This is a genomic window from Sinomonas susongensis, from assembly GCF_005877005.1.
Taxonomy (GTDB): domain Bacteria; phylum Actinomycetota; class Actinomycetes; order Actinomycetales; family Micrococcaceae; genus Sinomonas; species Sinomonas susongensis.
Genome location: NZ_SSNH01000006.1, coordinates 148,819 through 172,290, shown reverse-complemented (window position 1 = coordinate 172,290; position 23,472 = coordinate 148,819). Strand labels below are relative to the sequence as shown.

The window sequence follows — 23,472 nt, the reverse complement described above, 5'->3', positions numbered from 1 at the left end:
TCAGGGTCTCCTTGCTCGCGCAGTGACGGGGGGTTCGAGGTGGACAGCCTTGGGCCGGCTCAGCTCGTCGAGGAGAGCCGGACCGAAACCTGCAGGCATCCCGCTCTGCGGGACGCTGGGGGCGTCGGAGCCGCCGGGGATGCCGTTGATCGTGAGGGAAGCCACGGGCAGCTCGGCCGCGGCCAGCTGGGCGTGCCCGATGTCCCGAGTCAGGACGGTCGCCGCCGGGCCGGACGGCGGTTCGGCGGCCTCCGCGAGCGCCTCCTCAAAGCTGCGCACCCCCATCAGGGCCGCGATCGGCCCGTGCACGTCCTCGCGCATGACGGGCATGAGCGGAGTGCACGCGCCGAGGACGGTCGGGGGGTAGTAGGAGCCTGGTCCGGGCGGGATGCTCGCGCCGACGACCGCGACGGCTCCGCTGTGGATGGAAGCTGTGACGGAATCGTGGACGGCCCGGCGCGCCTCGTCGTCGACGAGCGGTCCCACGCGCTGGTGGTCGGCCCACGCCGCGGCCTCACCCGCGAGCGCACCGAGGAAGGGCTCCTCGATCTCGTCCATGACGAACACCCGGCCAGCCGACCACCGGAGCTGACCCGCGTGCTGGAAGGCGGACTCCGCCACGCACGAGGCGGCCCACTCGACGTCCACGCCGCGGTCCACGATCACGGCCCCGTTGCCCGAGGGGATGCGGACGAGGCGGGCGCCGGCGCGATACGCGGCCTCGGCGAGGTTCTCCGCGATGTCCGCTCCCCCGACGTGCACGACGGCGTCGACGTGGCGGTCCCGCACGAGGGCCTCCCCGAGCTCGGCGTCCCCGAGGACCGTGCTCAGGACGCCCGGCGGGGTCACCGATTCGAAGACCTCGCCCAGCCGTCGTGCGACAAGCAGGCACCGCTCGCTCGGCTTGAGCACGGCCACGTTGCCGGCCGCGAGGCTCGCCCCGGCGACCGCACACGCGGTCGCGACGGGGTCGTCCCACGAGGTGAGTCCGAGGACGACTCCGTAGGGTTCGAAAACGGTGAAGTCGAGGCCGGAGACCACTCCCGCGAGGCTGGGGCCGGAGCGCAGGAGGCTCAGCTCGGCGTAGCGGCGCAGGGCTTCCGCCCCTGCACGGATGCCCGCGAGCGAATCCGCGAAGATGCGCCCCGTCTCGCGGAGGTTGAGGTCGGCAAGGTCCTCCGCCGCGTCGTCGACGGCGGTGGCCAGTTCGCGCAGTGCTGCCGCCCGGTCGGCTTGGGGCGAGCGCCGCCACTCGACCCAGGCCTGGCGGGCAGTGCGGAGGACCACTTCGGCGCGGTCCGGATCGCTGAACTCTACGGAGGCAAGCAGCCCACCGGTACGCGGGTCCCGGCGATGGCCTCCCTCGTTCGTGGTCTGAGCCTCGGGCGCCGCACCTTCCACGACGGGAAGGGGCGCGGTGAGAGGCTGTGGCTGTGCTGCCCGATCGGGCAAAGCGGGGCTCATCAAATCCTCCTGATTGAGTGCATCGAGGGGTTACCCGCGGGCGGTCTCCCCAAGCAGCGGGTCAGGGTTTCCGAGATCCGCGGGGAGGGTAGCCCTCCACCATGACAGACACCCCTGAGCTCTTCGACGACGTCGAGCGCATCGCGATCCTGCGCGGAGGCGGGATCGGCGACCTGCTCTCGACGCTGCCCGCACTCGAGGCGATCCGCGCCGTCTACCCGACGGCGGAGCAGGTCATGCTCACGACCCCCCTCCTGGCCAGCCTCCTCGAGGACCGCCCGAGCCCCGTGGACCGGGCCGTCGTCGTGCCTGTCTTCCCGGACGCCGTGACGCCCGACGGCCGCGGCTGGCGCGAGCACCGCGAGACCATGGAGGTCATCGAGAAGCTGCGGGCCGACGGCGTGGACCTCGCCCTCCAGCTCCACGGCGGCGGGCGGAACTCCAACCCCTTCGTCAACGCGCTCGAGGCCCGGCACACGGTCGGCTGCGCGACGCCGGACGCAGAGCCGCTCGAGCGGATGCTCCCCCACCTGTACTACCAGCGCGAGGCTGCCCGCTGGCTCGAGGTCGTCGCCCTCGCGGGCGCGGCGCCCCTCGACCACGAACCGCGCTTCGTCGCCACGCCCGCGGATGCCGAAGCAGCGCGACCGTGGCTCGTGCCAGGGGCGCCGGGACTCGTCGTCGTGCATGCGGGCGCGACCGATCCCCGGCGCCGCTGGCCGGCAGAGCGCTTTGCCGCCGTAGCCGCCGAGCTGGCACTGGACGGCTGGCAGGTCATCGTGGTGGGCGACCCGAGCGAGAAGGAGCTCGCGGATGGGATCGCGGAGAAGGCCCTGGACCTCGCAGGGCGCGACGTGCTCATCTCCTCGGCGGCCGGACGCACGAGCGTGAGGGCACTCGTGGGGCTGCTGGCGCACGCGCGCCTCGTCGTCGCGAACGACAGCGGCCCGCGGCACCTCGCGCAGGCGCTCGGGACCCCGACGGCGTCGGTCTACTGGGTGGGGAACGTCATCAACGCCGGGCCGGAGGGGCGGCGCCTCCACCGGGTGCAGATCGCATGGCGGGGCGACTGCCCCGTGTGCGGCGCGGACGGCACAGACCCGTTCGGGCGGCGCTGCGACCACGCCGTGACGTGGGTGGACGCCGTGCCCGCCGAGGCAGTCCTGCAGGACGCGAAGGATCTCCTCGCGGGCCACTGAACCGCCCTCTCAGCTGGGATGCGTCTCAGCGAGACCGCACCTGACGGACGAGACCGCAGGGATTCACCTGCGGCCTCGTCCGTCAGCTCGGGTCTCGTCGATCAAGCCACTGAGGTTACGGCCAGGAATCTTCCATCGAGCCCATCACGAGGAGCTCGCGGACCTCGCAGCCGCGGGGCTGGGAGAGCGCGAAGATCACTGAGCGCGCCGTGTCGGAGGGGCGGTTGAGGTTGGTCCGGTCGTGCGGCTTGTACTGCTCCGGGCGGTCGTCGAAGAACGCGGTGTCCATGCCGCCGGGGATGAGGGTAGTCACGCCGACCCTGCCCTTGAGCTCGGCCGCGAGGGCCCGGCTGAACCCGATCACGCCGAACTTCGAGGCGCAGTAGGCCGTCGCCCCGCCCGCTCCGCGCAGGCCGAGCGTCGAGGCGACCGTGACGACTCGGCCGTGGCTGCGCAGGAGGTGCGGCAGCGCCGCGCGGACCACGGCCGCCGTGCCGAGCAGATTCACCGAGATCACTTTTTCCCATTCCTCCGCAGGAACCTCGTTGAGCTCCCCGCAGCGGTCGATGCCGGCCGCGCACACGATCGCATCGATGCCGCCGGCGTCCTCGGCCGCCTGGGCGACCGCGGCTTCCGCGGCCTCACGCCCCGAGAGGTCGACGACCCAGCCGCGGGCCGGCGCTTCGACCGGCTGGCGGTCGAGGACGAGCGGGAGCGCGCCCTCGGCCGTGAGCGCCTCGACCACCGCGGCGCCGAGCCCCGAGGCGCCGCCGGTCACGAGGACGCGTGCGCCCTTGAGGGGGTGGCTTGGGTCGGTCATCGTCTCCGGGATGGTGTCCATTCCTTGCGTCATCAATTCGTTCCTCTCTCTGTCATCCAGTAGCCGAGCTTCAAACAGCCGAGGCCTTCGCCAGCCGAGGCCCGTACTAGCCGAGGCCCGTACGAGCCGAGGCCCGTACGAGCCGAGGCCTGTACTAGCCGAGGCTTGCGATCGCCGCGGCGAGGCCCGTCGTCGAACGCCCGGGCGCAAGCGGCACGGTCACGACCTCGCCGCCCCACGAACGGAGCTGCTTCGACTCGGGGAGTTCATCGGGGTTGTAGTCCGCGCCCTTGACCCACACGTGGGGGCGCAGGGTCTCGAGCACGGCCTCGGGGGTGTCTTCCGTGAAGATCTCCACGGCATCCACGCAGCTCAGGGCGAGGAGCAGCTCCGCGCGGTCGTGCTCGTTCATGACGGGCCGTCCGGGCCCCTTGAGGCGCCGGATGGAGTCGTCCGAGTTGAGGCACACGATGAGGCAGTCGCCGAGCGCGCGCGCCGCCTGCAGGAGGTGGAGGTGCCCCGCGTGGAGGAGGTCGAAGCAGCCGCCCGCCGCGACAACCGTTCCGCCTGCCGCGCGGACTCGCCGGGCAAGGGCGACGGCGGGCGAATCGGCGGAAGCGCCGGTCCCCTCGGCTTCCGGGAAGCCGGGCTGCGCGCCGCGGCGCAGAGAGGCCACGCCCCCCGCGGCGAGGAACGCAGCGGCGGTCGCGACGGCGGCCTCGGTGGCCGCGCCGAGCGGCTCTCCGTGGGCGAGCGCGATCGTGAGCGACGACGCGAAACGGTCCCCCGCACCGCACGGGTCCTCGATCCGCAGGCCCGCAGAGGGCACCGCGACGTGGGTATCGCCGTCGGGCGTGCACACGAGCGCTCCCCGTTCGCCGAGCGTGACGACGACGGCGCGGGCCCCCCACCGTTGCCGCATGCGACCGGCTGCGACCGCGACGGCGCCCGGCTCGTCGACCTCTCGGCCGGAGAACGTGAGGAGCTCGGACAGGTTCGGCGTGACGGCGGCCGCCCCCGAGATCGGCCGCGCTCCGCGGGGATGCGGGTCCCACACGACGGGGACGCGGCGTGCGACCGTCTCGAGGGCCGCGCGCACCGTGGGCACGCTCGTGAAACGGCGCCCGTAGTCCGCGACGACGACCGCGTCGGCCTCCTCGAGCACGGACAGGAGCCCTGCGTCCACCACCGGGTAGGGAGGGGTCGCGCAGCCTTCGTCCACCCGGGCGATCCGCTGGCCGCTCGCCGTGAGCCGCATCTTGACCGGAGTGGGCGCTCCGAGCGGTGCCGCGTGGATGCGCACGGGGCCGAGGAGCGCGCGGAGGCGGGATGCGGCGTCGTCCTCCCCCAGCGCGGTGACCGAATCGACCTCGTGGCCGTCGTCCGCAAGGAGCGTCGCGACGAGCCCGGCGCCGCCTGCCCGCTCGAGGCGGTCGTCCACGTCGAGGACGGGCACGGGCGCGTCGGGGCACAGCCGGTCGGCGTGGCCGACGAGGTCGATGTCGAGCAGGGTGTCACCGACGACAGCGATCTTCATGTCAGTCCTCCTCTTCCGCTACACAGGCGTCGAAGCATTCGCACAGGGCGTGGATCGCGATCAGCTGGGCCTCCTGGACGTGGCAGTTGCGGCCCTCGAGCGCGACGGCCTCGTCGACGGCGGCCGAGAGGGGGTTGGGCCCCGGCCCCGTGAGTGCCCAGCTCAGCGCGCCGACCTCGTGGGAGGCCTGCGCGGCCGCGACCAGGTTCGGGCTCTTGCCGCTCGTCGAAAGCAGGATGACGACGTCGCCGGGCCGGGCGTGCGCCCGGACCTGCCGTGCGAACACCTCGTCGTAGCCGTAGTCGTTCCCGATGGCCGTCATGGCCGAGGTGTCACCGTGGAGTGCGATCGCCGAGAACGGCCGCCGCTCGCCGTCGTACCGCCCGACGAGCTCGGCGGTGAGGTGCTGAGCCTCGGCCGCGGAACCCCCGTTGCCCGCCGCGAGCAGCCGACCGCCCGACGCGAGCCGATGCGCAAGGGTCTGCCCCCATCGCGCGAGGACGGCCGACTGCCGCCGCAGCGAGTCGAGCGCTTGGCTCGCCTCGAAGATGTGCTCGAGGACGCCGTCCGAGAGCTGCTCGGGAGGGAGCACACGGAATCCGGCGGGGCCGAGGGGGCCGCCGGACCGGATAGCGGTGAGTCCTGCGGCGGGTGTGGCCGTGAGGGACTGTCCACGGAGCGCGCGGCTCATCTTCATCGGGCCCCCTCTCCGACGTGCCGAAGACGGCTCCTGGATGCGGCGACGTCGGCTTCCGGCTGGTCCCAGTGGTCCAGCATGGCGCGGTAGATCCTCTCCGTGTCGGATGCGACCCGGTCCCACGTGTACCGGGTCCGGGTCCGTTCGACTCCCGCGGCGCCGAAGCGGGCGCGCAGCTCCGGATCGTCGGCGAGGATCGCGATCGCGTCCGCGAGCGCCGCCGGGTGCTTCGGGGGGACGTGGATGCCTGTGACGCCGTCGACCACGGACTCCTGGAGACCGCCGACCGCGGAGACGATGACCGGGACACCGCATGCCATGGCCTCGAGCGGGACGATGCCGAACGGCTCGTACCACGGGGTGCACACGACGGCGTCGAGGCTGCGGAAGAGCTCGGGCATCTCGTCCCGCGGGACCTGCCCGGCGAAGATGACCTGGCCTCCCACGCCGAGCGACTCCGCGAGCTCCCGGAGCCTGCGGACCTCGGGATCCGAGGCGATGCGGTCCTTGCCGCTCGTGCCGCCGACCACGAGGAGCTCGATGTCGCGGCGCCCGGCCGCGGCGAGCAGCGCGAGCGCGGAGACGACGATGTCAACGCCCTTGCGCGGCACGAGCCGCCCCACGACGGCGAGGCGGAGCCGCTTTCCACGGGCACGCGCGGGCCCGTCCGGGGTGAACTTCTCGACGTCGACCCCGCACGGCGCGATGGAGATCCGGCGCCGGTTCACGCCGAGCTGCCGGAGCTCGAACGCCTCGTCGGGACACGTCGCGATGACGCGGTCCACGCTCCGCGCGACCCAGGGCTCGAGGAACTCCCGCTCCGCCGGGCTCGTGTCGTCCGTTCCCTGGTGCCGCCGCTTGACGACGCCGAGCGCGTGGAAGGTCTGGGCGACGACGGGCGGTGGGAGGAGCTGCTTCTGGAGCTTCCCGACGGCCTCGATGCTCGCGATCCCCGACATCCAGAAGTGCCCGTGGACGATGTGCGGCGGGTTGTCCGTCCAGTAGTTCGCGAGCTGCTCCGCGAACGCGGGGATGTACGGCAGGAGCTTGTCCTTGGGCACGGTGCGGGCAGGCCCGGCGTCCACGTTCACGAGCCGCACGCCGTTGGGCAGCGTCTGCTCCCAGTGGAGCCGCTCGCTGTCGCGGCGCGTGAAGACCGTGACGTCGTGGCCCCGGCGCACGAGGGCAGCGGAGAGCTCCGCGACGTGCACGTTCTGCCCGCCTGCATCGACTCCGCCCACGGTGGCGAGCGGACTTGCGTGTTCGGACACCATCGAGATTCTCATTGTGCTTTCTCTCCTCACTGACCGGTCCCTCACGGAACTGTCGGAGCCTCAGGTCGGACCGAAGAAGCCTGCAGGGGGGAAGCCGAGCCGGAGGCCGCCCCCACGGCTGCCGTGCGTCTCGGAGCCGTGGGCTCGCCGCTCACGTCGGCGAGGACGTCGTCCCAATCGGCGAGGAACCGGTGCAGGCTGTAGCGGGCCAGGGCCGCTTCCCGTGCGGCGAGCCCGGCCTCCCGGGCCGCATCCGGGTCGGCGACGAACCGGCGCGCTGCGGCCACGAGCTCCCCGATGTCCGAGCTCACGCAGCCCGCCGCGGCCGGGACGGCGCGCCACGCCTCGGTGGAGCCGACCGCTAGCACGGGCAGCCCGGCCATCATGGCCTCGATGAGCGCTAGCCCGAGCGACGTCCAGCGGAACGGGTGCACGTAGGCTCGGCGGTGGGCGAGCTCGGCGTGGAGGCGGGCCGTCGGGACATCGCCCGCCCAGTGGATACGGGAGGGGTCGATCCCGGTAGCTTCGACCAGGCCGTCGCCGCCCATGCCATAGACGTCGAGCGGCGCAACCTCGGCGAAGCGGCCCAGCAGGTCCGTGCCTGCGACGCGCCAGCGACGCACCGGCTCGTTGACCGCCACGCCGAGCCGTTCGAGTTCGCCCGTGTAGCAGAGCCCCGGGTCCACGACGCCGTGCTCGACCACGTGGACGGGCGCCCTGCCGCTGTCCCACATGAGGGCGTTGAAGTGCGTCACGTGGACGATCGGGATCTCGCCCTGCTCGGCGAGCGGGTGGCGGGTCTCGGGGACGCCGCCCTTCGGGGTGTTGTGCTCGACGTAGACGGCCGGCAGATCAGTCCCGGGGCGGAGCCCCGTGAGTTCCCGCACTCGCTTCGCCTCGTCGGGCCTCTGGAGCACGACGGCGTCGACCGTATCCGCCATGGCGGCAAGCTCCTCGAGCGGAACCTCGGCGGCGTTGGGCCAGTCGCGGCCCCCGCGGCCCAACCCCCATGCCGACCGCTCGGCGTCGACTGGGAGCACGTATTCGTGCTCGCCGCGGACGAAGCCGTCGGTCCATCCGCCGTGGACGTGCCAGAGAAGGATCCGCATCAGACGGGCACCGCCTTCGTGTTGTGGGAGACGAGTCGTTCGACGGCGCGCAGCACCTCGCCCGGGGTGACGCCCGCGAGGCACGGATGCCCCGGCAGGGGGCAGGTGCGGGCCCGCGAGCCAGCGCACGCCGCCGACTGGTCGCCGAGGACCACGACCTCGGACCCCCTCGGGGCCCAGGTTCGCGCAGAGACCACGGGAGAGAAGAGGCTCACGACGGGGGTCCGCACGGCCGCGGCCAGATGCGCGGGCCCCGTGTTGCCGGCGACGACGACGCTCGCCCCGGCGAGGAGGTCGACGAGCCCCCGGAGGTCGGTCGCACCGCCCGCGTCGATCCCCCGCGAACCGGCAACGGCCGCGGTCAGGCCGCGCTCGGCGTCGTTCCCGGTGACGACGACGCGGAAGCCCTCCGCGGCGAGCAGCGAGACGAGCCGCGCCGCGTGCTCCGCTGGCCACGTCCGGGCGGGGGCGTCGGCGCCCGGGTGCACCACGACGTATTCGCCCGAGGGGCGCAGCGACGACCGGGGCTGCGGCAGGAGGGCGGGAAGGCCGTCGTCGTCCGCGGGGCGCGGGAAGCCCGCCGCCGCAGCGATGCCGAGGGCGCGGTCGACCTCGTGCAGATCCCAGGGGAGGTCGCCGCTCGTGACCCGCACGTCCAGGAGGCTGCCCGGGTAGTCCTCGGAGAGCGCGGTGATGCGCGGGACTCCGCACAGGCGAAGCTCGAGCGCGAGCGGGAGCGCCGACTGGTGGAACGAGGTGAGGATGACGGCCTCGTCGACGCGAGCGTGGTCGAGGAGCCGCTCGAGCCGGCGCACATGCCGTGGGGTGGCCTCGGGAGCCGGGTTGGCGATCCACGGTGAGTCCCACACGAGGTGCTCGGCCACTCCGGGGAGCATCGTGGCGACCGCCGCGCCCCGGGGTCCGGTCAGCAGGACGGCCTCGGCCTTCGCCGCGACGGCACGGACCGCCGGCCCCGAGAGGACGACATCGCCGAGGCTGTCGAGACGCGCGACGAGGACACGCTTCACGGCCCGTTCCCCGCAGGGGCAGACTCCACGGACTCGCCAAGGGCGAGCATGACGGCGGAGAGCAGGTCAGGCGCGACGGCGGGCGCTGCCTCGACTTCCTCTGGGAGGGTCACGGGAGTCGGAACGAGGATGCCTCGGGCCCCGGCCCGGCCGGCGGCCTCCATGTCGGTGCCGATGTCCCCCACGACGACCACATCCTCGGGCGCGACCCTGAGCGCCCGGCACGCGGAGAGGACGAGGCCTGGCCTGGGCTTGCGGCAGCGGCAGCCCTGCTCGGGGTGGTGCGGGCAGACGCGCCATACGTCGAACGGCCCGAGCAGCTCGTCGACGCGCCGATTCACGCGGTAGACATCGACAGAGCCCATGAGGCCGCGCCCGATGCCGGACTGGTTGGTGACGACGCCCGTCCGCACGCCTGCCGCGCGCAAGCGCCCGAGCGCCTCGGAAGCGCCGGGCACCGGGCTGACCATTTGCGGGTCTCGGTTGTAGGGGACGTCGTGCACGAGGGTACCGTCGCGGTCGAAGAGCACGGCGGCCGGGGTGGTCGCCCATGACTGGTCCAGACGGGCTTTCTCCATGACGGGAATCTGCCCCGGGAGAAGCTACAATAAACTTTCTTTTCTCCTGCAACTTCTCCTCGGGGCGGTTCCCAAGCCCGCGTGGAGAACTCGATTCGCTCAAGCCAAGGGCATTGTCGCTTTCGATGATGGAGGCTGCCGTGACAGCGGGTTCGGAACGACCTGTCCTGCTGGTACTCCGAGCACTCAAGCTCGGCGACCTGCTCGTCTCCGTGCCGGGCCTCCGGGGTCTCCGCGCGGGATTCCCAGACCACGAACTCGTGCTCGCCGCGCCGAAGTGGCTCGAGCCGGTCGTCCCGCTCGTGGGCGGCATCAACCGGCACCTTCCGACGCCGGGACTCGACGACCCGATTCCGTACGCCGGCCGGGTCGACGTCGCCGTCAATTTCCACGGCAAAGGGATCGAGAGCCGGACGCGCCTCGAGGAGCTCTTGCCTGAGCACCGCATCGGACACCGGGCGCCCGGCTGGGCCGGCCCGGAATGGGACGACACTCTGCACGAGCGCGAGCGCTGGGTGCGCCTGCTCAGCTGGCACGGGCTGCCAGGAAGTGCTGACGACTACCGGCTGCTCCCACCGGAGGCTCCGGCGCCGGCCGACGGCGCGACCCTCATCCACGTCGGTGCCGCCCACGGGAGCCGGCGCTGGCCCGTGGAGCGGTTCGCCGGCGTCGCCCGCGAGCTCCACTATCGGGGGCACGACGTGCTCGTGACGGGTGGCGAGGAGGACCGCACGCGCGCCGCCGCCGTCGCCCACGGCGCCGGCCTCCCGGAGACTGCCGTGGTCGCCGGCCGCTGGGACCTCCCGTCGTTCTTCGCCGCGGTCGCGGCCGCCCGCCTCGTCGTCACCGCCGACACGTCGGCCGGGCACATCGCGACGGCCTACGGGACCCCCTCCGTCATCATCTTCGGCCCAGCTACCCCCGAGCAGTGGGGGCCTCCCGAGGACGGGCCGCACGTCGTGCTGACCGACCCGGCGGTGCGTCACGGCGACCCGTTCGCGGACCTCCCCGACCCCGCGATGCTCGCGGTGTGGCCCGGGCACGTCCTCGACGCCGTCGCCCGCCTCGAGGAACGCGGCACGGCCCATGAGCCGAGGCACCTCGCGGCGCCGTAGTCGGGGTCCGTGCCAGCGCGGTTTTGTTCCAGTCCGACCGGGGTAGGGCCGCAGGGAGGCCTGTCGAGGGAAGGAACGACCGTGTCCGACAGTGGTGAACGCGCTCGCGTCGAAGAAATCCCTGACCGCATCAAGGATGTCTGGGGCCCACGAACGCCCGTCGCGCGGGGTGGAGAATGGCCTGTCCGCGTGGACGTGCAGCTGGCCGAAGGCCTCACCGAGTCCGACGTCGACCGGTGGGTCCAGTCGGCCTGCGTCCTGTGCAGCAACGGCTGCGGCTGCGACATCGCAGTCAAGGACGGCCGTATGGTCGGGGTCCGCGGCCGGGAGATCGACGCGGTCAACCACGGCCGGCTCGGCCCGAAGGGCCTCTACGCAAGCTGGCAGGGCGTCTCCAACCCCGATCGGCTGACCCGTCCCCTCGTTCGCGAGGGGGGCAAGCTCGTCGAGGCGAGCTGGGACGAGGCCATGGGGCGGATCGTCGAGCGGAGCAAGGCGCTGCTCGAGGAGCGCGGCCCGCTGAGCCACGGGTTCTACACGAGCGGCCAGCTGTTCCTCGAGGAGTACTACGCACTCGCGATGATCGGCAAGGCCGGCATCGGGACCCCGCACATGGACGGCAACACCCGGCTGTGCACGGCCACCGCCGCCCAGGCGATGAAGGAGAGCTTCGGCGCCGACGGGCAGCCCGGCTCGTACGAGGACATCGAGCACTGCGACGCGATCTTCCTGTTCGGGCACAACATGGCCGAGACGAACACAGTGCTGTGGGCCCGGGTCCTCGACCGGCTCGCTGGCCCCCAGCCGCCGCTCGTCGTCTGCGTCGACCCGCGACTGACCCCCGTTGCCAAGGCGGCCGACGTCCACCTCGCCGTGAGGCCGGGCACGAACCTTCCCCTCATGTAGGCGCTCATCCGGGAGGTGATCCGGAACGGCTGGACCGACGACGACTACGTCGCCGCGCACACAACCGGCTTCTCCGAGCTCGCCGCCGCCGCCGAGCCGTGGACGCCCGAGGCCGCCGCCGAACTCTGCGGGGTGGACGCCGCGGACATCCGCCGTGCCGCCGAGATCTTCGGTACGTCGCAGCGTGTGCTCTCGACCGTCCTGCAGGGCTTCTACCAGTCCACCCAGGCGACGGCGTCTTCGTGCCAGGTCAACAATCTCCACCTGCTCCGGGGTCTCCTCGGGCGGCCGGGCTGCGGCGTCCTGCAGATGAACGGGCAGCCGACGGCGCAGAACAACCGGGAGTGCGGGGCCGACGGCGACCTGCCGGGCTTCCGCAACTGGGAGAACCCCGAGCACGTCGAGGAGCTCGCGGAGCTCTGGGGCGTGGACCCGGCGATCATTCCCGACTGGGCCCCGCCCACCCACGCCCTGCAGATCTTCCGGTACGCCGAGCAGGGCTCGATCAACTTCCTGTGGATCTCCGCGACGAACCCCGCCGTCTCCATGCCGGACCTGGCGCGCATCCGCCGGATCCTGCGCAAGCCCGAGCTCTTCCTCGTGGTCCAGGACCTCTACCTCAATGAGACGGCGCAGGAGGCGGACGTCGTCCTGCCGGCCGCAGGCTGGGGCGAGAAGGCGGGGACGTTCACCAACGTCAACCGCACCGTGCACCTTTCCGACAAGGCGGTCGAGCCGCCCGGAGAAGCCCACAGCGACCTCGACATCTTCCTCGACTACGCCCGGCGCATGGACTTCCGCCGCCTCGACGGCAGCCCGCTCCTCCCGTGGAGCTCCCCCGAGGAGGTCTTCGACGCATGGCGCGAGTGCACGCGGGGGCGCCCCTGCGACTACACCGGTCTCAGCTACGAACGGCTGAGGGGCAACACGGGTCTTCAATGGCCGTTCCCCGAGGGCACCGAGAAGGGAACCGTCCGCCTCTACACTGACGGGGTGTTTCCCACGGCGCCGGACTACTGCGAGACGTACGGCCACGACCTCCTCACGGGCGCCACGGTCGGCCCCCAGGCCGTTCGCGCGGCCCGCTACGACGGGAGGGCCAGGTTCAAGACGGCCGACGTCGTTCCACCCGCCGAGGCGCCCGACAGCGAGTACCCCTTCCAGTTCACGACGGGCCGCACCGTGTACCACTTCCACACCCGGACCAAGACCGCCCGCTCGCCGGAGCTCCGACGGGCGGCGCCCGAGGCGTGGATCGAGATGTGCGCCGAGGACGCCGCCGAGCTTGGAGCGGACGACGGCGACTTCCTCCGCGTCACGTCGCGGCGCGGCGCGGTGGTCGCGAGGCTCCGCGTCCGGAAGATGGCGCGGGGCACCGTGTTCGAGCCATTCCACTACGGCTACTGGGACGTCGGCGGGGCCCCCGACGGGAAACCACGTGCCGCCAACGAGCTCACCGTCACCGAGTGGGACCCCGTGTCGAAGCAGCCGGTCTTCAAGACGGCGACCGTCCGCGTCGAGCTCGCCGACCCCGCCGGCGCCTCACCCCGTCCTGTTCCCGCCCGCGCCGGAACCGAGGCCCACGCCGGGCCCGAGGCCCACGCCGGGCCCGAGGAGGGACAGGCATGAGGATCGCCATCTACCTCGGGCTGCTCCACCGTTCGGAGCAGAGCCTCGCGGAGAGCTACCGCCAAGTGGCCGAAGGGCACGGTGAGGAGCCCGACGTCCGGGAGCTCACGCGGCTGCTGGCCCAGCAGTGCGACGCCCATGTGCGCGCCCTCGCGCCATTCCTCGAGCGCTACGGCGAGTCCAACGTGGACGACGAGCCCGAACGCCTCCACGCCGACACGCTGTCGGAGACGCGCAGCGGTCCCGTGGGGCTCATCCGCGACCTCCAGGACCTGTACCTCTTGACGACACTCGCACATTCATCGTGGACCATGGTCGGCCAAGCCGCGCAGGCCCTACGGGACAAGGAGCTCAATGAGACCGTTCAACAATGCAGCCAGCAGCTCGAAGGCCAGCTGCGCTGGCTTCAGACGCGCATGAAGCAGGCCGCGCCCCAAGCCCTCGCGATCAAGGGATGAGCGAGGCCGTGGAGGAACGCAAAGCTCCCGACTATTCTGCAACCGCATACTGGACCGTCGGCCCGCGGAAGGGCGAGCTCCGGCGCGAGACCCTGTCCGCGCCCCGGGAGGGCGAGGCCCTGGTCCGGACGCTGTACTCAGGCCTGAGCCGGGGCACCGAGCGGCTGGTCCATGCCAACGAGGTGCCCGAACGCGTGGCCGACCTCATGGTGGCACCCCATCAGGAGGGCAGCTTCCCGTGCCCCGTGAAGTACGGGTACCTCTCGGTCGGCGTCGTCGAGGAGGGGCCCACGGAGCTCGTGGGCCGGACCGTCTTCTGTCTCTACCCGCATCAGGACCGGTACGTCGTCCCGGCAGCCGAGCTCGCCGTCGTCCCCGACGGTGTCCCCGCGCACCGGGCCGTGCTCGCCGGCGCCGTCGAGACCGCCGTCAACGCCCTCTGGGACGCGAGCCCCCGCATCGGCGACCGGGTCGCCGTCGTCGGCTGCGGACTCGTGGGCGGCGCTGTGCTCGCACTCCTGCGCCGCTTCCCGCTCTCCCGTCTCGAGGCCGTCGACGCGGACCCGGCCAAGGCCCGGTTCGCGGAGGCACTCGGCGTCGACTTCGCCGCCCCTGAAGAAGCGCACGACGACTGCGACGTCGTCGTCCACTGCTCCGCGAGCGCCCCCGGCCTCGCCCGCTGCCTCGAGCTTGTGGGGGACGACGGGGAGATCATCGAGCTCTCCTGGTACGGCGAGCAGCCCGTGAGCGTTCCGCTGGGTGCGGACTTCCACGCGCGGCGGCTCTCCATCCGGGCGAGCCAGGTCGGCCAGGTCGCACTCCCCCGCAGGCATCGGCGCACGACGGCGCAGCGCCTGGCCCTCGCCCTCGAACTCCTCGAAGACCCGGTCTTCGACACGTTTCTGGGCGGCCCCACCGACTTCGAGGACCTCCCGGAGGCGATGGACGGGCTAGCCTCGGAGACATCAGGAGAAGCGGGAGCCGGCACCGGCCTGTGCCACGTCATCCGGTACCCAGGAGCAAAGGGAGAGCATGTATTCGCTGACCGTCCGTGACCACGTCATGATTGCCCACAGCCTGCCGCGGCCCGCCTTCGGGCCGGCCCAGGGCCTGCATGGGGCGACGTTCGTCGTCGAACTCACCGTCCGGGCGCGCGAGCTCGACGAGAACGCGACGGTCATGGACATCGGGGCGCTCTCCGGCGTGCTCGGCGAGGCGCTCGAGGGCCTGCGCTACCGGAACCTCGACGAGCACCCCGCGTTCGAGGGCAGGCTCTCGACCACGGAGGCCGTGGCCCGACACCTCGCGGAGGACGTCGCCGGGCGGCTGGGCGAGGCCACGGCCGCCGCGGGCGCCGAGGGCGATCGCCTCGTCGGGCTCTCCGTCGTGCTGCGGGAACACCCGGACGCGTGGGCAGGCTACAGCCTGGACCTTCCCTGAGCCCGGGCGGCCCATGTCACCCCATCGCATAGACCTCGTCGCCGCGGCGCCGCTCGGCTGGAATTCGGGCGGGAGCGTCTACAACGACAAGCTCGTCGCCGCGCTCCGTGACGCAGGGATCGCGGTGCACGCATACAGCCTCACGGGCGACTGGCCCGAAGGCAGCGCCGCGGACCGCGAGCGCCTCGCGAGCCTCCTGCTGGGCCTGGCGGGCGACGGCGGCCGCGTCGTCGTCGTCGACGGGCTCGTGGGCCTGGGCTGCCCCGACGAGATCGCGCAGGCGGAACGGGCCGGGATCGAGGTCTGGCTGCTCGTCCACGTTTCGCTCGCCGACCTCGCGGTGGGCACCCATTCCGTCGCGGCGTCCGAGGCTGCCCGGCTCGCGGGCCTTGAGCGAGCGGCCCTCGGGGCGTGCTCCGGCGCGATTGCGCCGAGCCGATTCGCGGCGGCGACCCTCGTCCAGCGCTGCGGGGTGGAGGCCGTCGTCGCCCATCCCGGCGTGGACCCAGCTCCGCAGGCGCGGGGCTCGAGGCCGGCGCAGCTCGTGTGCGTCGCAGCGCTCCTCCCGGCCAAGGGGCAGCTCGTCTTCCTCGAAGCGCTTGAGGGGCTCCTGGACGTCCCCTGGGGAGCCACGCTCGTCGGCTCGGACCAGGCGGACCGGGCCTACGCGCGCGAGGTTCGTCGGGCTGCAGCCTCTCCACGCCTGGCCGGGAGGGTCCGCCTGACGGGCGAGCTGCGCGGCCCAGCCCTCGAGGCAGCGTGGGACGCGGCGGATCTCAGTGTCCTCCCGAGCGCCCACGAGACCTTCGGGATGTCCGTCGTCGAGTCCCTCGCCCACGGGGTGCCCGCGCTCGTTCCGGCCGGGACGGGCGCGGAGGAGGCGCTCGCGCTCTCCCTCGCCGGCGGCGTCGGGCTGGCTGGCGGCATCGGCGAATTGCGGGATGCGGCCGTTCTCCGCGAGCTGCTGCGGACGTGGCTCACCGACGCGGGGCAGAGGTCAGCGTTCGCCGCAGCCGCCCGCGCGGCCCGCCCCACCCTGCCGACGTGGGCCGACACAGCCGCCACAGTGGCTGAGGCGGTCGGGGTTGAGTGGGGTGCGGCCGACGGCGCCCCCGCCGAGGCCAGCGAGGGCGACGGCCGCTTGGGCTGACGTGGGCGCTGAGGTGGGGGCAGCCCAGCGGCGGGCGCCGGCTCGCCCACTTTCTGCGCCAGTCTCCCCAACCTTCGCGCCGTCCTCCCCACTTTCTGCGCCGGCTTCCCCAACATTTGCGCCGTCCTCCCCACTTTCTGCGTCGTACTCCCCACCTTCTGCGCCAGTTTCCCCAACATTTGCGCCGTCCTCCCCACGCATTGGTGCCTTCCGCCCCGCAGCTAACAGACGACGGCGCGGCTCGCCGAGCTTTTCAGGCGACACGCCGAAAGAGCTAGCCGTACGGGGGCGATAGCGGGGGAAACGGGTTTGGAAGCTGGGGAACCCGGCGCAGAAGCTGGGGAACCCGGTGTAGAAGCTGGGGAAACCGGTTTGGCAGCTGCGGAACCTGAGGCGGAAGCTGGGGAAACCGGACGTAGAGCTGCGGAAGGCGGTCCGGAACTTGGGGAATCCGGTTTGGCAGCTGGGGAAACCGGCCCAGAAACTGGGGGGCCGGGAGCCGAGGGAGGTGTCGCGCCTGACTCAGCTTCGCGAGCCGGGCCCGACCTCCTCGGGAGCCAGAGGCCGGGCGACGGCGAGCACCGACCCGGACACATGGCAGGACTCCTCGGACGCGAGATACACGAAGGCGTCGAGCTCCTCGAAGTCCGTCATGGCCGGTTCGTTGTGGTGTCCGTGGTCGAGGAGCGGCTCGAGGTCGGGATCCCATCTGGGCCCTCCCACGACTGCGTTGACCCGGATACCGCGGGGGCCAAGGGTCTGAGCCCAACCCTGTGTCGTCTCCAGGACCGCCGTCGCGAGGGCCTCTTGGCCGCGCGTGAGGAGAAGGCCCGGAGTCGAGAACGCCACGGTGTTGATGATGCTGGCCCTCTCGTTCAATGAGGGGAGTGCCGCCTCGGTCGCCGTGACGAGGACTGACATGGAGCGCTGGAGCGCCCTTTCGACCCCGTGCTGGACCGCCCAGGGATTGGATCCCTCTTCGGGAATCGATGGGGGGCCCGTGTTGACCAGCACGTCCACGCCGCCGAGCTCTCTGATCGCTTCCCGCACGATTCGGGTGCTGTCGGGACCGACAGCGGAGTTGATCGCGACCACGGCCTCCGAGAAGGTCAGCACGCGGCCGAGCCGCTGCGCCAGGACCTCGTCCTCTCCGGTGATCAGGACGCGCCGGCCACTGAGCCGGGCATTAGCAAGCATCGATCCACTCCGTCGGTCAACAGCCTCAGCGGCTGTACGGTCAGGGATGTCCGCTCTCGGCTTTCCACCGCAAGCAGGGTCAAAGGGATAAGTTAGCATTTCGTGCACCAAGATTAGAGAGACTCCATCCTCCCCGCGTCATCTGGCCCTTACCCTCCTGCCGCGGAAAATAACGCTCTGAGGGAATGTGCACCGCAGTTTTGGGGCAGGGGCGTGGGGTAAGAGCCCGTTCAGCAGGGCCGGAATGCAGTCCGGTCCGAAACGAACGAAAGGTGAGAACTGTGGGCATCCTGGCTTTTCTCATACTCGGTCTGATCGCCGGTGCGATCGCAAAGGCTCTTATCCCCGGACGTCAGGGCGGCGGATGGTTCATGACGCTCGTGCTCGGCGTGGTCGGAGCACTCCTCGGCGGCTGGATCGGCAGCGCGCTGTTCGGCGTCGGCCTCCAGAACTTCTGGAGCATCCAGACTTGGATCGTCGCGATCGTCGGCTCGGTGATCGTGCTCCTGATCTACGGCGCTGTGACCCGCCGCTCGCGCACCTGAGCGGAGTGGGTCGGAGAGCCCTGACATGAGAGGTCTGAAATGACGGAACGCGATGAGGACCGCATGAACTCGGACGGCAGCTCCGACGAGTCCCCGGAAGAGCCCGGCAGCCCGATTTCCCGGGAACCCGAAGCGGACGACGTCCCAGGCCGCGATGAAGTGACTCCGACTTCCCAAGGGGTCGGAGCGATCTGGGGCGATGCAGAACGGACCCCTCACCCGGGCCCGGTGCGTGAACCCAACGAGACGGATCAGGCGGCCATGGAAGCGGTCGCCGAGGAGTACGACGTCGTCAGCACCGACGACGGGGAACGGTACCTCACGCCGAAGGACGGCGAGGCGGACCAGGGCACGACGGACGACTTCCCCGACCACGGGTAGAGAACCCGTTCCATAGACGGCGGCGAGGCGGAGGCTGGGGCTCCCCTCGCCGTCACCCGTGTCTAGGGGCCCGGGACAGCCCAGTGCCCAGCACGGCCCGGCACTCAGGCGCGCGGGGCCAAGGTGGCGCTGCGTTCCCGCATCTCTGTGAGCAGCCGCGCGACCTCGGCGTCCGTCGTCGCCGTCCGCCCCAGACGGTAGGCCTCGAGCAGCAGCGGGTCCACGTAGGATCCCCGCGCGACGGCCGGGGTGTTGTTGAGCCAGCTCGCTGCGTCGTCGATCGCCTGCTTCCACGCGGCGTCGGCGCTCCGCCCAGCGGCGAGGCTCGAGTCGAGGGATGCCGCCGCGACGGCTGTTCCGCGCCACGTGCGGAGGTCCTTCGCGCTCGCCTCGATCCCCGCGATGTCGCGCAGGTATCCGTTCACGGAAGAGGCGCCGATCCGCTGGAAGGACCCGCCGTCGTCGTACCCCAGAGCCGGCCTGCTGGCGCGCCCGCCCGGGAGGCCCTCGAGATAGCGCGCGAGGTCCGGGTCGCGGAGCTCGAAGCGCCACCGGCTGCCCGACTTGCCGGGGAAGTCGAAGGAGATGCGCCCGTCGTCGACCTTGACGTGGCGACGCTGGATCGTCGTGACCCCGAACGTGCCGTTCTCGCGCGCATAGCGTCGGCTGCCCACGCGCACCGCTGCGCGGTCGATGAGGCGGATCGCGGCGGCGAGCGCCTGGATGCGCGGCCCGCGGTCCCCCCGCAGATCGCGAGTCACCGCCCGGCGAATGTGCGGGAGCCGGTGCGCGAGCGCCAGCGCACGGTCGAACTTCCGGGCCTCTTGGCGGGCACGCCACGCAGGATTGTAGAGGTACTGGGTGCGCCCGGCCGCGTCGACGCCCACTGCCTGCAGCTTCGCCTTGGGCGAGGCCGCGATCTTGACGTTCCGCCACGCTGGCGGGATGGCGAGCGACCGGACCCGCTCGAGCTGGTCCGGAGGGAGCTTCTCGCCGTTCTGGTCTAGATAGGTGAAGCCGCGGCCCGCGCGGCGCCGCGTCCATGCGGTGCGGAGGGAACGGTGAATGCGAGCCACTGGCTCGACTTACCCCAGTTTTCCGCGGTCCAACCACTTTCCACATACGTCGCACGACGGGTTCCGCCGCCCCTGAGCCGGGCGTATGGTGAGCCCAGGATCAAGCCGTAGGTCCCTGTCCGCCTTCCACCTTCTTGGACTTCTTGGAGGCCTTTACGTATGTCTGAGCGCACCAACGAACCCGACAACCCGCAGGAAGTGCACCAGGACGGGGAGAAGCCCCCGCAGGACCTGAAGGCGCCGGGAACCACCACGGCCACCGAGCCGACCCCGGATCACGGGGAGGAGACCTACGAAGGTCACGGGCGTCTCGAGGGACGCGCGGCCCTCATCACCGGCGGCGATTCCGGCATCGGCCGGGCGGTCGCCATCGCGTTCGCGCGCGAGGGGGCCGACGTCGCGCTCACGTACCTGCCCGACGAGCGGGAAGATGCCGACTCCACGGCGTCCGTCGTACGTGAAGCCGGCCGCGCAGCCCTGACCCTCGACGGCGACCTCCGCGACGAGGAGTACGCAGGCTCGCTCCCCCGCCGCGTGCTCGACGAGTTCGGCCGCTTGGATGTCCTCGTGCTCAATGCGGCGTACCAGCAGGCACGCGACGGCATCGACTCTGTGGAGACCGCGGAATTCGACCGTGTGCTCAAGACCAACCTCTACAGCCAGTTCTGGATCCTCCGGGCGGCCCTTCCGCACCTCAAGCCGGGGGCCTCGATCATCATCACGAGCTCAATCCAGGCTGCTCAGCCTTCGTCGGGCCTGTTCGACTACGCGATGACGAAGGCCGCACAGGTCGCGCTCGTCAAGGCACTCGCCCCGGAGCTCGGCCAGAAGGGGATCCGCATCAACGCCGTCGCACCCGGGCCGGTGTGGACACCACTCATTCCCTCCACAGGGTGGCCGGACAACGTGCCGGAGTTCGGCAAGGACAGCCCCTTCGGCCGCCCCGCGCAGCCGGCGGAGCTCGCCCCCGCTTATGTCCTGCTCGCGTCCGACGAGGGCTCCTATATATCGGGCGCTGTCGTACCCGTGACAGGAGGAAAGCCCTTCTAGAGAAAGGAACCCCATGAAGCTCATCCCCTCCAAGGGCCCAGCAAGCCGATTGGTGGCACAGACACCCGCGCCCAGAGGGATCCAACGTCTCGTCCGCAACGTCGAGACGGGGCGCTTCGAGCGAACGCTCTCGGGCCTGACAGCAGCAGGCGCGCTCGTGACGGCGGCGGAGATCTACCTCGAGCACGACAGAGCGAGTTTTGGGGACCCGTGGATGTGGGCGCCCGTGGTGCTCGGCCCCATCGGGGCGGCAGCGGGGGTGGCCGGCGTCGTGAGCACGCGCATGGCGCACACCGCGCTTCCGCTCGCGAGCGCGGCGATTGTCGCGAACGGGCTTCAGGGGACCTACCTCCACCTGCGCGGGATCGCGCAGCGGCCGGGGGGCTTCAAGGAGTTCCGCTACAACTCGGAGATGGGGCCGCCGCTGCTCGCGCCGCTCCTCGTGACCCTCGTCGGGGGGATGGGACTTCTGGCGTCGGTGCTGAGGAGGGAGTCGTGACCCTCCCACTACCGGAGCACGACGGCGGCGGCCGCTTCCCGGGGCAGCGTTCGCTTGAGCAGAGGGACCATTGGGACGAGGCGACGTCGTCCCTCATCCTCTCGCGCGTGGGGCGGCCGCCGGACGTGTGCTTCTTCAACGCGGAAGAGGAGGGAATCGCCTCGGCGATGCTGGACCAGCTCGTGGGGCAGGAGGGCGAGCCGCGGGTTCCGCTCGTGAACGTCGTCGACGCGCGCTTGGCCGCCGGGGAGACGGACGGCTGGCGGTACGCGGACCTGCCTGAGGACGGCGAGGTGTGGCGACGCTCCGTCCGATACATCGACGAGGACTCACGTGAACGCTACGGGGTCGGGTTCGCGAAAGCGACGCCGGCTCAGCAGGAGGCCGTGCTCGAGGCGGTCCATGGCCTCGAGGGGCAATGGCACGGCATGCCGGCGGGCCACGTCTGGAACCTCTGGCTCCGCTACGCGTGCACGGCGTTCTACGCCCACCCCTGGGCCTGGGACGAGATCGGCTTCCCCGGGCCCGCATATCCCCGCGGGTACTCCAACCTAGGCGTCGGCCGCCGCGAGCACTTCGAGGTGCGGGACGCACGTCCCGGTGAGCAGGCATGAGGTCGCAGAATCCACTCGGGACCGTCAATGCCCTCAGGTCGGTCAGGGCACGCAATGAGTCGGCTTGGCTGCTTCCTGTCTCGAGCCCGGACGTTGCCGAGCGCATGCGGAGCTACGCGGACGACGACGAGGTGGACCTCGTGATCGTCGGCTGCGGGGCGGGCGGGTCTACCCTCGCGCAGCGCCTTGCGCGCCAAGGATGGTCCATCGTCGTCCTCGAGGCCGGCCCGTTCTGGGAGCCTGAGCGGGACTGGGTGAGCGACGAGGCCGGATCGCACCACCTCTACTGGACCGAACCCCGCGTCATCGACGGCGAGGACCCGGTCCCCCTCGGCTCGAACAACTCGGGCCGGGGCGTGGGCGGATCGATGGTCCACTTCGCCGGCTACGCTCCGCGTTTCCACCCGAGCGATTTCCAGACCGAGACGCTCGACGGCGTGGGCGCCGACTGGCCGCTGGACTACGAGGACCTCCGGCCCTACTACGAGGACATGGAGGAGGAGCTCCCTGTCGCGGGCCAGGACTGGCCGTGGGGCGAGCCGCACAGCTATCCGCACAGCCCGCATCCCGTGGGCGGCAACGGCGAGGTGTTCCTCCGAGGCGCCGAGAACTGTGGGATCGAGGCCCGGGTTGGGCCTGTGGCCATCTCGAACGGCCGGTTCGGGCACCGTCGGCACTGCATCTACCGCGGCTTCTGCCTGCAGGGGTGCAAGGTCGACGCGAAGGCGTCACCGCTCATCACCCACGTCCCCGACGCGATCGCGCACGGCGCTGAGATCCGAGCCAATTCGACCGCGATCCGCGTCGACGTCGACGCGCGCACCGGGCTGGCGAGGGGGGTGCACTTCGTTCAGGGCGGCGTCGAACGCTTCCAGCGGGCCCGGATCGTCGCCGTCGCCGCGTACTCGATCGAAACGCCTCGGCTCCTGCTGAACTCGTCGTCCCCCCGCTTTCCCGAGGGGCTGTGCAACGACTTCGACCTCGTGGGCCGGTACCTCATGGTTCAGGGGGCGCCCCAGACGGGCGGGAGGTTCGAGGACGAGGTCCGCATGTACAAGGCGCCTCCGCCCGAGGTCAGCAGCGAGCAGTTCTACGAGACGGATCCGTCCAAGCCGTACAAGCGCGGCTTCTCGATCCAGACCGTCTCGCCGCTGCCCATAACGTGGGCCGAGCACGTCGCCGCGCAGGGGCATTGGGGCAGGGAGCTCCGCCGCCGCATGACCGATTACGTGCACTGGGCGTGCCTCGGCGCGCTGTGCGAGTTCCTGCCACTGCCGGGAAATCGGGTCACGCTCGACGCCGAGAAGGACCGGCGAGGCATGCCCGTCGCCCACGTGACGTACAGCCGTGGTGGCAACGACAAGCGCCTCATGAAGGCCGCCCAGGAGACCATGGAGCAGATCCTCCGCGCGGCGGGCGCTGCCGAGGTCATGACCATCGAGCGCTACGCCCACCTCGTGGGCGGCGCCCGCATGGCCGCGGACCAGGAGCATGGCGTGGTCGACGCCGACTGCCGCACCTTCGCTGTGCCGAACCTGTTCCTCACCGACGGGAGCGTCCTGCCGACTCAGGGCAGTGCGAATCCGGCCCTGACGATCATGGCCCTCGCCGCGAGGACGGCGGCGAGGCTTGCCGCGGGGGCCCGGCAGGGCGTCCGCCGCCCGACTGAAGCGTCCGTGCAGCAGAGCGAGTGAAAACGCCGACGC

The 23,472-nt window shown here is 71.5% G+C and carries 22 protein-coding genes and 1 pseudogene; 13 read left to right on the top strand and 10 right to left on the bottom strand.

The window, feature by feature from the left end; genetic code table 11:
- On the bottom strand, positions 1-1,464 hold the full coding sequence (locus E6A21_RS10025; RefSeq protein WP_138444000.1) for an aldehyde dehydrogenase family protein: 1,464 nt from the start codon (positions 1,462-1,464) through the stop codon (positions 1-3).
- 101 nt (positions 1,465-1,565) lie between these two features.
- On the opposite strand from E6A21_RS10025, the gene E6A21_RS10020 reads away from it, so the two are divergent.
- Complete coding sequence (locus E6A21_RS10020) at positions 1,566-2,663, top strand: glycosyltransferase family 9 protein (RefSeq protein ID WP_138443999.1); 1,098 nt, start codon at positions 1,566-1,568, stop codon at positions 2,661-2,663.
- Positions 2,664-2,778: 115 nt separating this feature from the next.
- On the opposite strand, the gene E6A21_RS10015 is transcribed toward E6A21_RS10020, so the two are convergent.
- The 7 genes from E6A21_RS10015 to E6A21_RS09985 form a co-directional block, all read right to left on the bottom strand.
- Positions 2,779-3,483: an SDR family oxidoreductase gene (locus E6A21_RS10015; RefSeq protein ID WP_138444096.1), complete on the bottom strand. Its 705-nt coding sequence runs from the start codon at positions 3,481-3,483 to the stop codon at positions 2,779-2,781.
- A 154-nt stretch (positions 3,484-3,637) separates the two neighbouring features.
- The gene (locus E6A21_RS10010; RefSeq protein ID WP_138443998.1) at positions 3,638-5,020 is read right to left on the bottom strand and encodes a PfkB family carbohydrate kinase; all 1,383 of its coding nucleotides are present in this window, start codon (positions 5,018-5,020) and stop codon (positions 3,638-3,640) included.
- Between the two features lies 1 nt (position 5,021).
- Positions 5,022-5,717 carry a D-sedoheptulose-7-phosphate isomerase gene (locus E6A21_RS10005; RefSeq protein WP_246036339.1) on the bottom strand — a complete coding sequence of 232 codons (696 nt, stop codon included), beginning with the start codon at positions 5,715-5,717 and terminating at the stop codon, positions 5,022-5,024.
- Entirely contained in the window at positions 5,714-7,003 is a 1,290-nt protein-coding gene (locus E6A21_RS10000; RefSeq protein WP_138443997.1) for a glycosyltransferase, read from the bottom strand. Before E6A21_RS10000 ends, E6A21_RS10005 begins: the two co-directional genes overlap by 4 nt.
- 29 nt (positions 7,004-7,032) lie before the next feature.
- On the bottom strand, positions 7,033-8,100 hold the full coding sequence (locus E6A21_RS09995) for a glycosyltransferase (RefSeq protein WP_138443996.1): 1,068 nt from the start codon (positions 8,098-8,100) through the stop codon (positions 7,033-7,035).
- The gene (locus E6A21_RS09990) at positions 8,100-9,128 is read right to left on the bottom strand and encodes a glycosyltransferase family 9 protein (protein ID WP_138443995.1); all 1,029 of its coding nucleotides are present in this window, start codon (positions 9,126-9,128) and stop codon (positions 8,100-8,102) included. Before E6A21_RS09990 ends, E6A21_RS09995 begins: the two co-directional genes overlap by 1 nt.
- Positions 9,125-9,706, bottom strand: a complete 582-nt coding sequence (locus E6A21_RS09985; RefSeq protein WP_138443994.1) for a D-glycero-alpha-D-manno-heptose-1,7-bisphosphate 7-phosphatase — start codon at positions 9,704-9,706, stop codon at positions 9,125-9,127. The genes E6A21_RS09990 and E6A21_RS09985 overlap by 4 nt, the downstream gene beginning before the upstream one ends.
- A 140-nt stretch (positions 9,707-9,846) precedes the next feature.
- On the opposite strand from E6A21_RS09985, the gene E6A21_RS09980 reads away from it, so the two are divergent.
- From E6A21_RS09980 to E6A21_RS09955, 6 genes and pseudogenes are all read left to right on the top strand, one after another.
- A complete protein-coding gene (locus E6A21_RS09980; RefSeq protein WP_342777853.1) occupies positions 9,847-10,821 on the top strand; it encodes a glycosyltransferase family 9 protein in 975 nt (324 codons plus the stop codon).
- Positions 10,822-10,938: 117 nt separating this feature from the next.
- Positions 10,939-13,356: pseudogene (locus E6A21_RS09975) on the top strand (molybdopterin oxidoreductase family protein).
- The gene (locus tag E6A21_RS09970) at positions 13,353-13,814 is read left to right on the top strand and encodes a hypothetical protein (RefSeq protein WP_138443993.1); all 462 of its coding nucleotides are present in this window, start codon (positions 13,353-13,355) and stop codon (positions 13,812-13,814) included. Before E6A21_RS09975 ends, E6A21_RS09970 begins: the two are co-directional and overlap by 4 nt.
- A gap of 8 nt (positions 13,815-13,822) precedes the next feature.
- Positions 13,823-14,869, top strand: a complete 1,047-nt coding sequence (locus E6A21_RS09965; protein ID WP_212745902.1) for a zinc-dependent alcohol dehydrogenase — start codon at positions 13,823-13,825, stop codon at positions 14,867-14,869.
- Positions 14,847-15,254 (top strand): 6-pyruvoyl trahydropterin synthase family protein, encoded by a 408-nt coding sequence (locus E6A21_RS09960; RefSeq protein ID WP_138443991.1) that lies wholly within the window; start codon positions 14,847-14,849, stop codon positions 15,252-15,254. Before E6A21_RS09965 ends, E6A21_RS09960 begins: the two co-directional genes overlap by 23 nt.
- Positions 15,255-15,267: 13 nt before the next feature.
- The gene (locus E6A21_RS09955) at positions 15,268-16,404 is read left to right on the top strand and encodes a glycosyltransferase family 4 protein (protein ID WP_138443990.1); all 1,137 of its coding nucleotides are present in this window, start codon (positions 15,268-15,270) and stop codon (positions 16,402-16,404) included.
- Positions 16,405-16,926: 522 nt separating this feature from the next.
- Here E6A21_RS09955 and E6A21_RS09950 read toward each other — a convergent pair.
- Positions 16,927-17,601: an SDR family oxidoreductase gene (locus E6A21_RS09950; protein ID WP_171041350.1), complete on the bottom strand. Its 675-nt coding sequence runs from the start codon at positions 17,599-17,601 to the stop codon at positions 16,927-16,929.
- A 281-nt stretch (positions 17,602-17,882) separates the two neighbouring features.
- Here E6A21_RS09950 and E6A21_RS09945 point away from each other — a divergent pair, with 281 nt between their 5' ends.
- Positions 17,883-18,146 carry a GlsB/YeaQ/YmgE family stress response membrane protein gene (locus E6A21_RS09945; protein ID WP_138443988.1) on the top strand — a complete coding sequence of 88 codons (264 nt, stop codon included), beginning with the start codon at positions 17,883-17,885 and terminating at the stop codon, positions 18,144-18,146.
- A gap of 39 nt (positions 18,147-18,185) precedes the next feature.
- Complete coding sequence (locus tag E6A21_RS09940; protein ID WP_138443987.1) at positions 18,186-18,527, top strand: hypothetical protein; 342 nt, start codon at positions 18,186-18,188, stop codon at positions 18,525-18,527.
- 104 nt (positions 18,528-18,631) lie between these two features.
- On the opposite strand, the gene E6A21_RS09935 is transcribed toward E6A21_RS09940, so the two are convergent.
- On the bottom strand, positions 18,632-19,603 hold the full coding sequence (locus E6A21_RS09935; protein WP_138443986.1) for a DNA topoisomerase IB: 972 nt from the start codon (positions 19,601-19,603) through the stop codon (positions 18,632-18,634).
- A 159-nt stretch (positions 19,604-19,762) separates the two neighbouring features.
- On the opposite strand from E6A21_RS09935, the gene E6A21_RS09930 reads away from it, so the two are divergent.
- From E6A21_RS09930 to E6A21_RS09915, 4 genes are read left to right on the top strand one after another with little or no spacing between them, the layout of a single operon-like run.
- Positions 19,763-20,653, top strand: a complete 891-nt coding sequence (locus tag E6A21_RS09930) for an SDR family oxidoreductase (RefSeq protein ID WP_138443985.1) — start codon at positions 19,763-19,765, stop codon at positions 20,651-20,653.
- A 13-nt stretch (positions 20,654-20,666) separates the two neighbouring features.
- A complete protein-coding gene (locus tag E6A21_RS09925) occupies positions 20,667-21,152 on the top strand; it encodes a hypothetical protein (RefSeq protein ID WP_246036338.1) in 486 nt (161 codons plus the stop codon).
- Positions 21,149-21,766: a gluconate 2-dehydrogenase subunit 3 family protein gene (locus E6A21_RS09920; protein WP_138443984.1), complete on the top strand. Its 618-nt coding sequence runs from the start codon at positions 21,149-21,151 to the stop codon at positions 21,764-21,766. Before E6A21_RS09925 ends, E6A21_RS09920 begins: the two co-directional genes overlap by 4 nt.
- Positions 21,763-23,460: a GMC family oxidoreductase gene (locus E6A21_RS09915; RefSeq protein ID WP_138443983.1), complete on the top strand. Its 1,698-nt coding sequence runs from the start codon at positions 21,763-21,765 to the stop codon at positions 23,458-23,460. Before E6A21_RS09920 ends, E6A21_RS09915 begins: the two co-directional genes overlap by 4 nt.
- The last annotated feature ends 12 nt before the right edge of the window (positions 23,461-23,472 follow it).

Coding starts and splice junctions, on each gene's coding strand:
- E6A21_RS09985 (WP_138443994.1), bottom strand. CDS start 9,706: ATGGAGAAAGCCCGTCTGGACCAGTCATGGGCGACCACCCCGGCCGCC.
- E6A21_RS09960 (WP_138443991.1), top strand. CDS start 14,847: ATGTATTCGCTGACCGTCCGTGACCACGTCATGATTGCCCACAGCCTG.
- E6A21_RS09970 (WP_138443993.1), top strand. CDS start 13,353: ATGAGGATCGCCATCTACCTCGGGCTGCTCCACCGTTCGGAGCAGAGC.
- E6A21_RS10005 (WP_246036339.1), bottom strand. CDS start 5,717: ATGAAGATGAGCCGCGCGCTCCGTGGACAGTCCCTCACGGCCACACCC.
- E6A21_RS09950 (WP_171041350.1), bottom strand. CDS start 17,601: ATGCTTGCTAATGCCCGGCTCAGTGGCCGGCGCGTCCTGATCACCGGA.
- E6A21_RS10010 (WP_138443998.1), bottom strand. CDS start 5,020: ATGAAGATCGCTGTCGTCGGTGACACCCTGCTCGACATCGACCTCGTC.
- E6A21_RS10025 (WP_138444000.1), bottom strand. CDS start 1,464: ATGAGCCCCGCTTTGCCCGATCGGGCAGCACAGCCACAGCCTCTCACC.
- E6A21_RS09925 (WP_246036338.1), top strand. CDS start 20,667: ATGAAGCTCATCCCCTCCAAGGGCCCAGCAAGCCGATTGGTGGCACAG.
- E6A21_RS09995 (WP_138443996.1), bottom strand. CDS start 8,100: ATGCGGATCCTTCTCTGGCACGTCCACGGCGGATGGACCGACGGCTTC.
- E6A21_RS09955 (WP_138443990.1), top strand. CDS start 15,268: ATGTCACCCCATCGCATAGACCTCGTCGCCGCGGCGCCGCTCGGCTGG.
- E6A21_RS09940 (WP_138443987.1), top strand. CDS start 18,186: ATGACGGAACGCGATGAGGACCGCATGAACTCGGACGGCAGCTCCGAC.
- E6A21_RS10000 (WP_138443997.1), bottom strand. CDS start 7,003: ATGAGAATCTCGATGGTGTCCGAACACGCAAGTCCGCTCGCCACCGTG.
- E6A21_RS09930 (WP_138443985.1), top strand. CDS start 19,763: ATGTCTGAGCGCACCAACGAACCCGACAACCCGCAGGAAGTGCACCAG.
- E6A21_RS10020 (WP_138443999.1), top strand. CDS start 1,566: ATGACAGACACCCCTGAGCTCTTCGACGACGTCGAGCGCATCGCGATC.
- E6A21_RS09915 (WP_138443983.1), top strand. CDS start 21,763: ATGAGGTCGCAGAATCCACTCGGGACCGTCAATGCCCTCAGGTCGGTC.
- E6A21_RS10015 (WP_138444096.1), bottom strand. CDS start 3,483: ATGACCGACCCAAGCCACCCCCTCAAGGGCGCACGCGTCCTCGTGACC.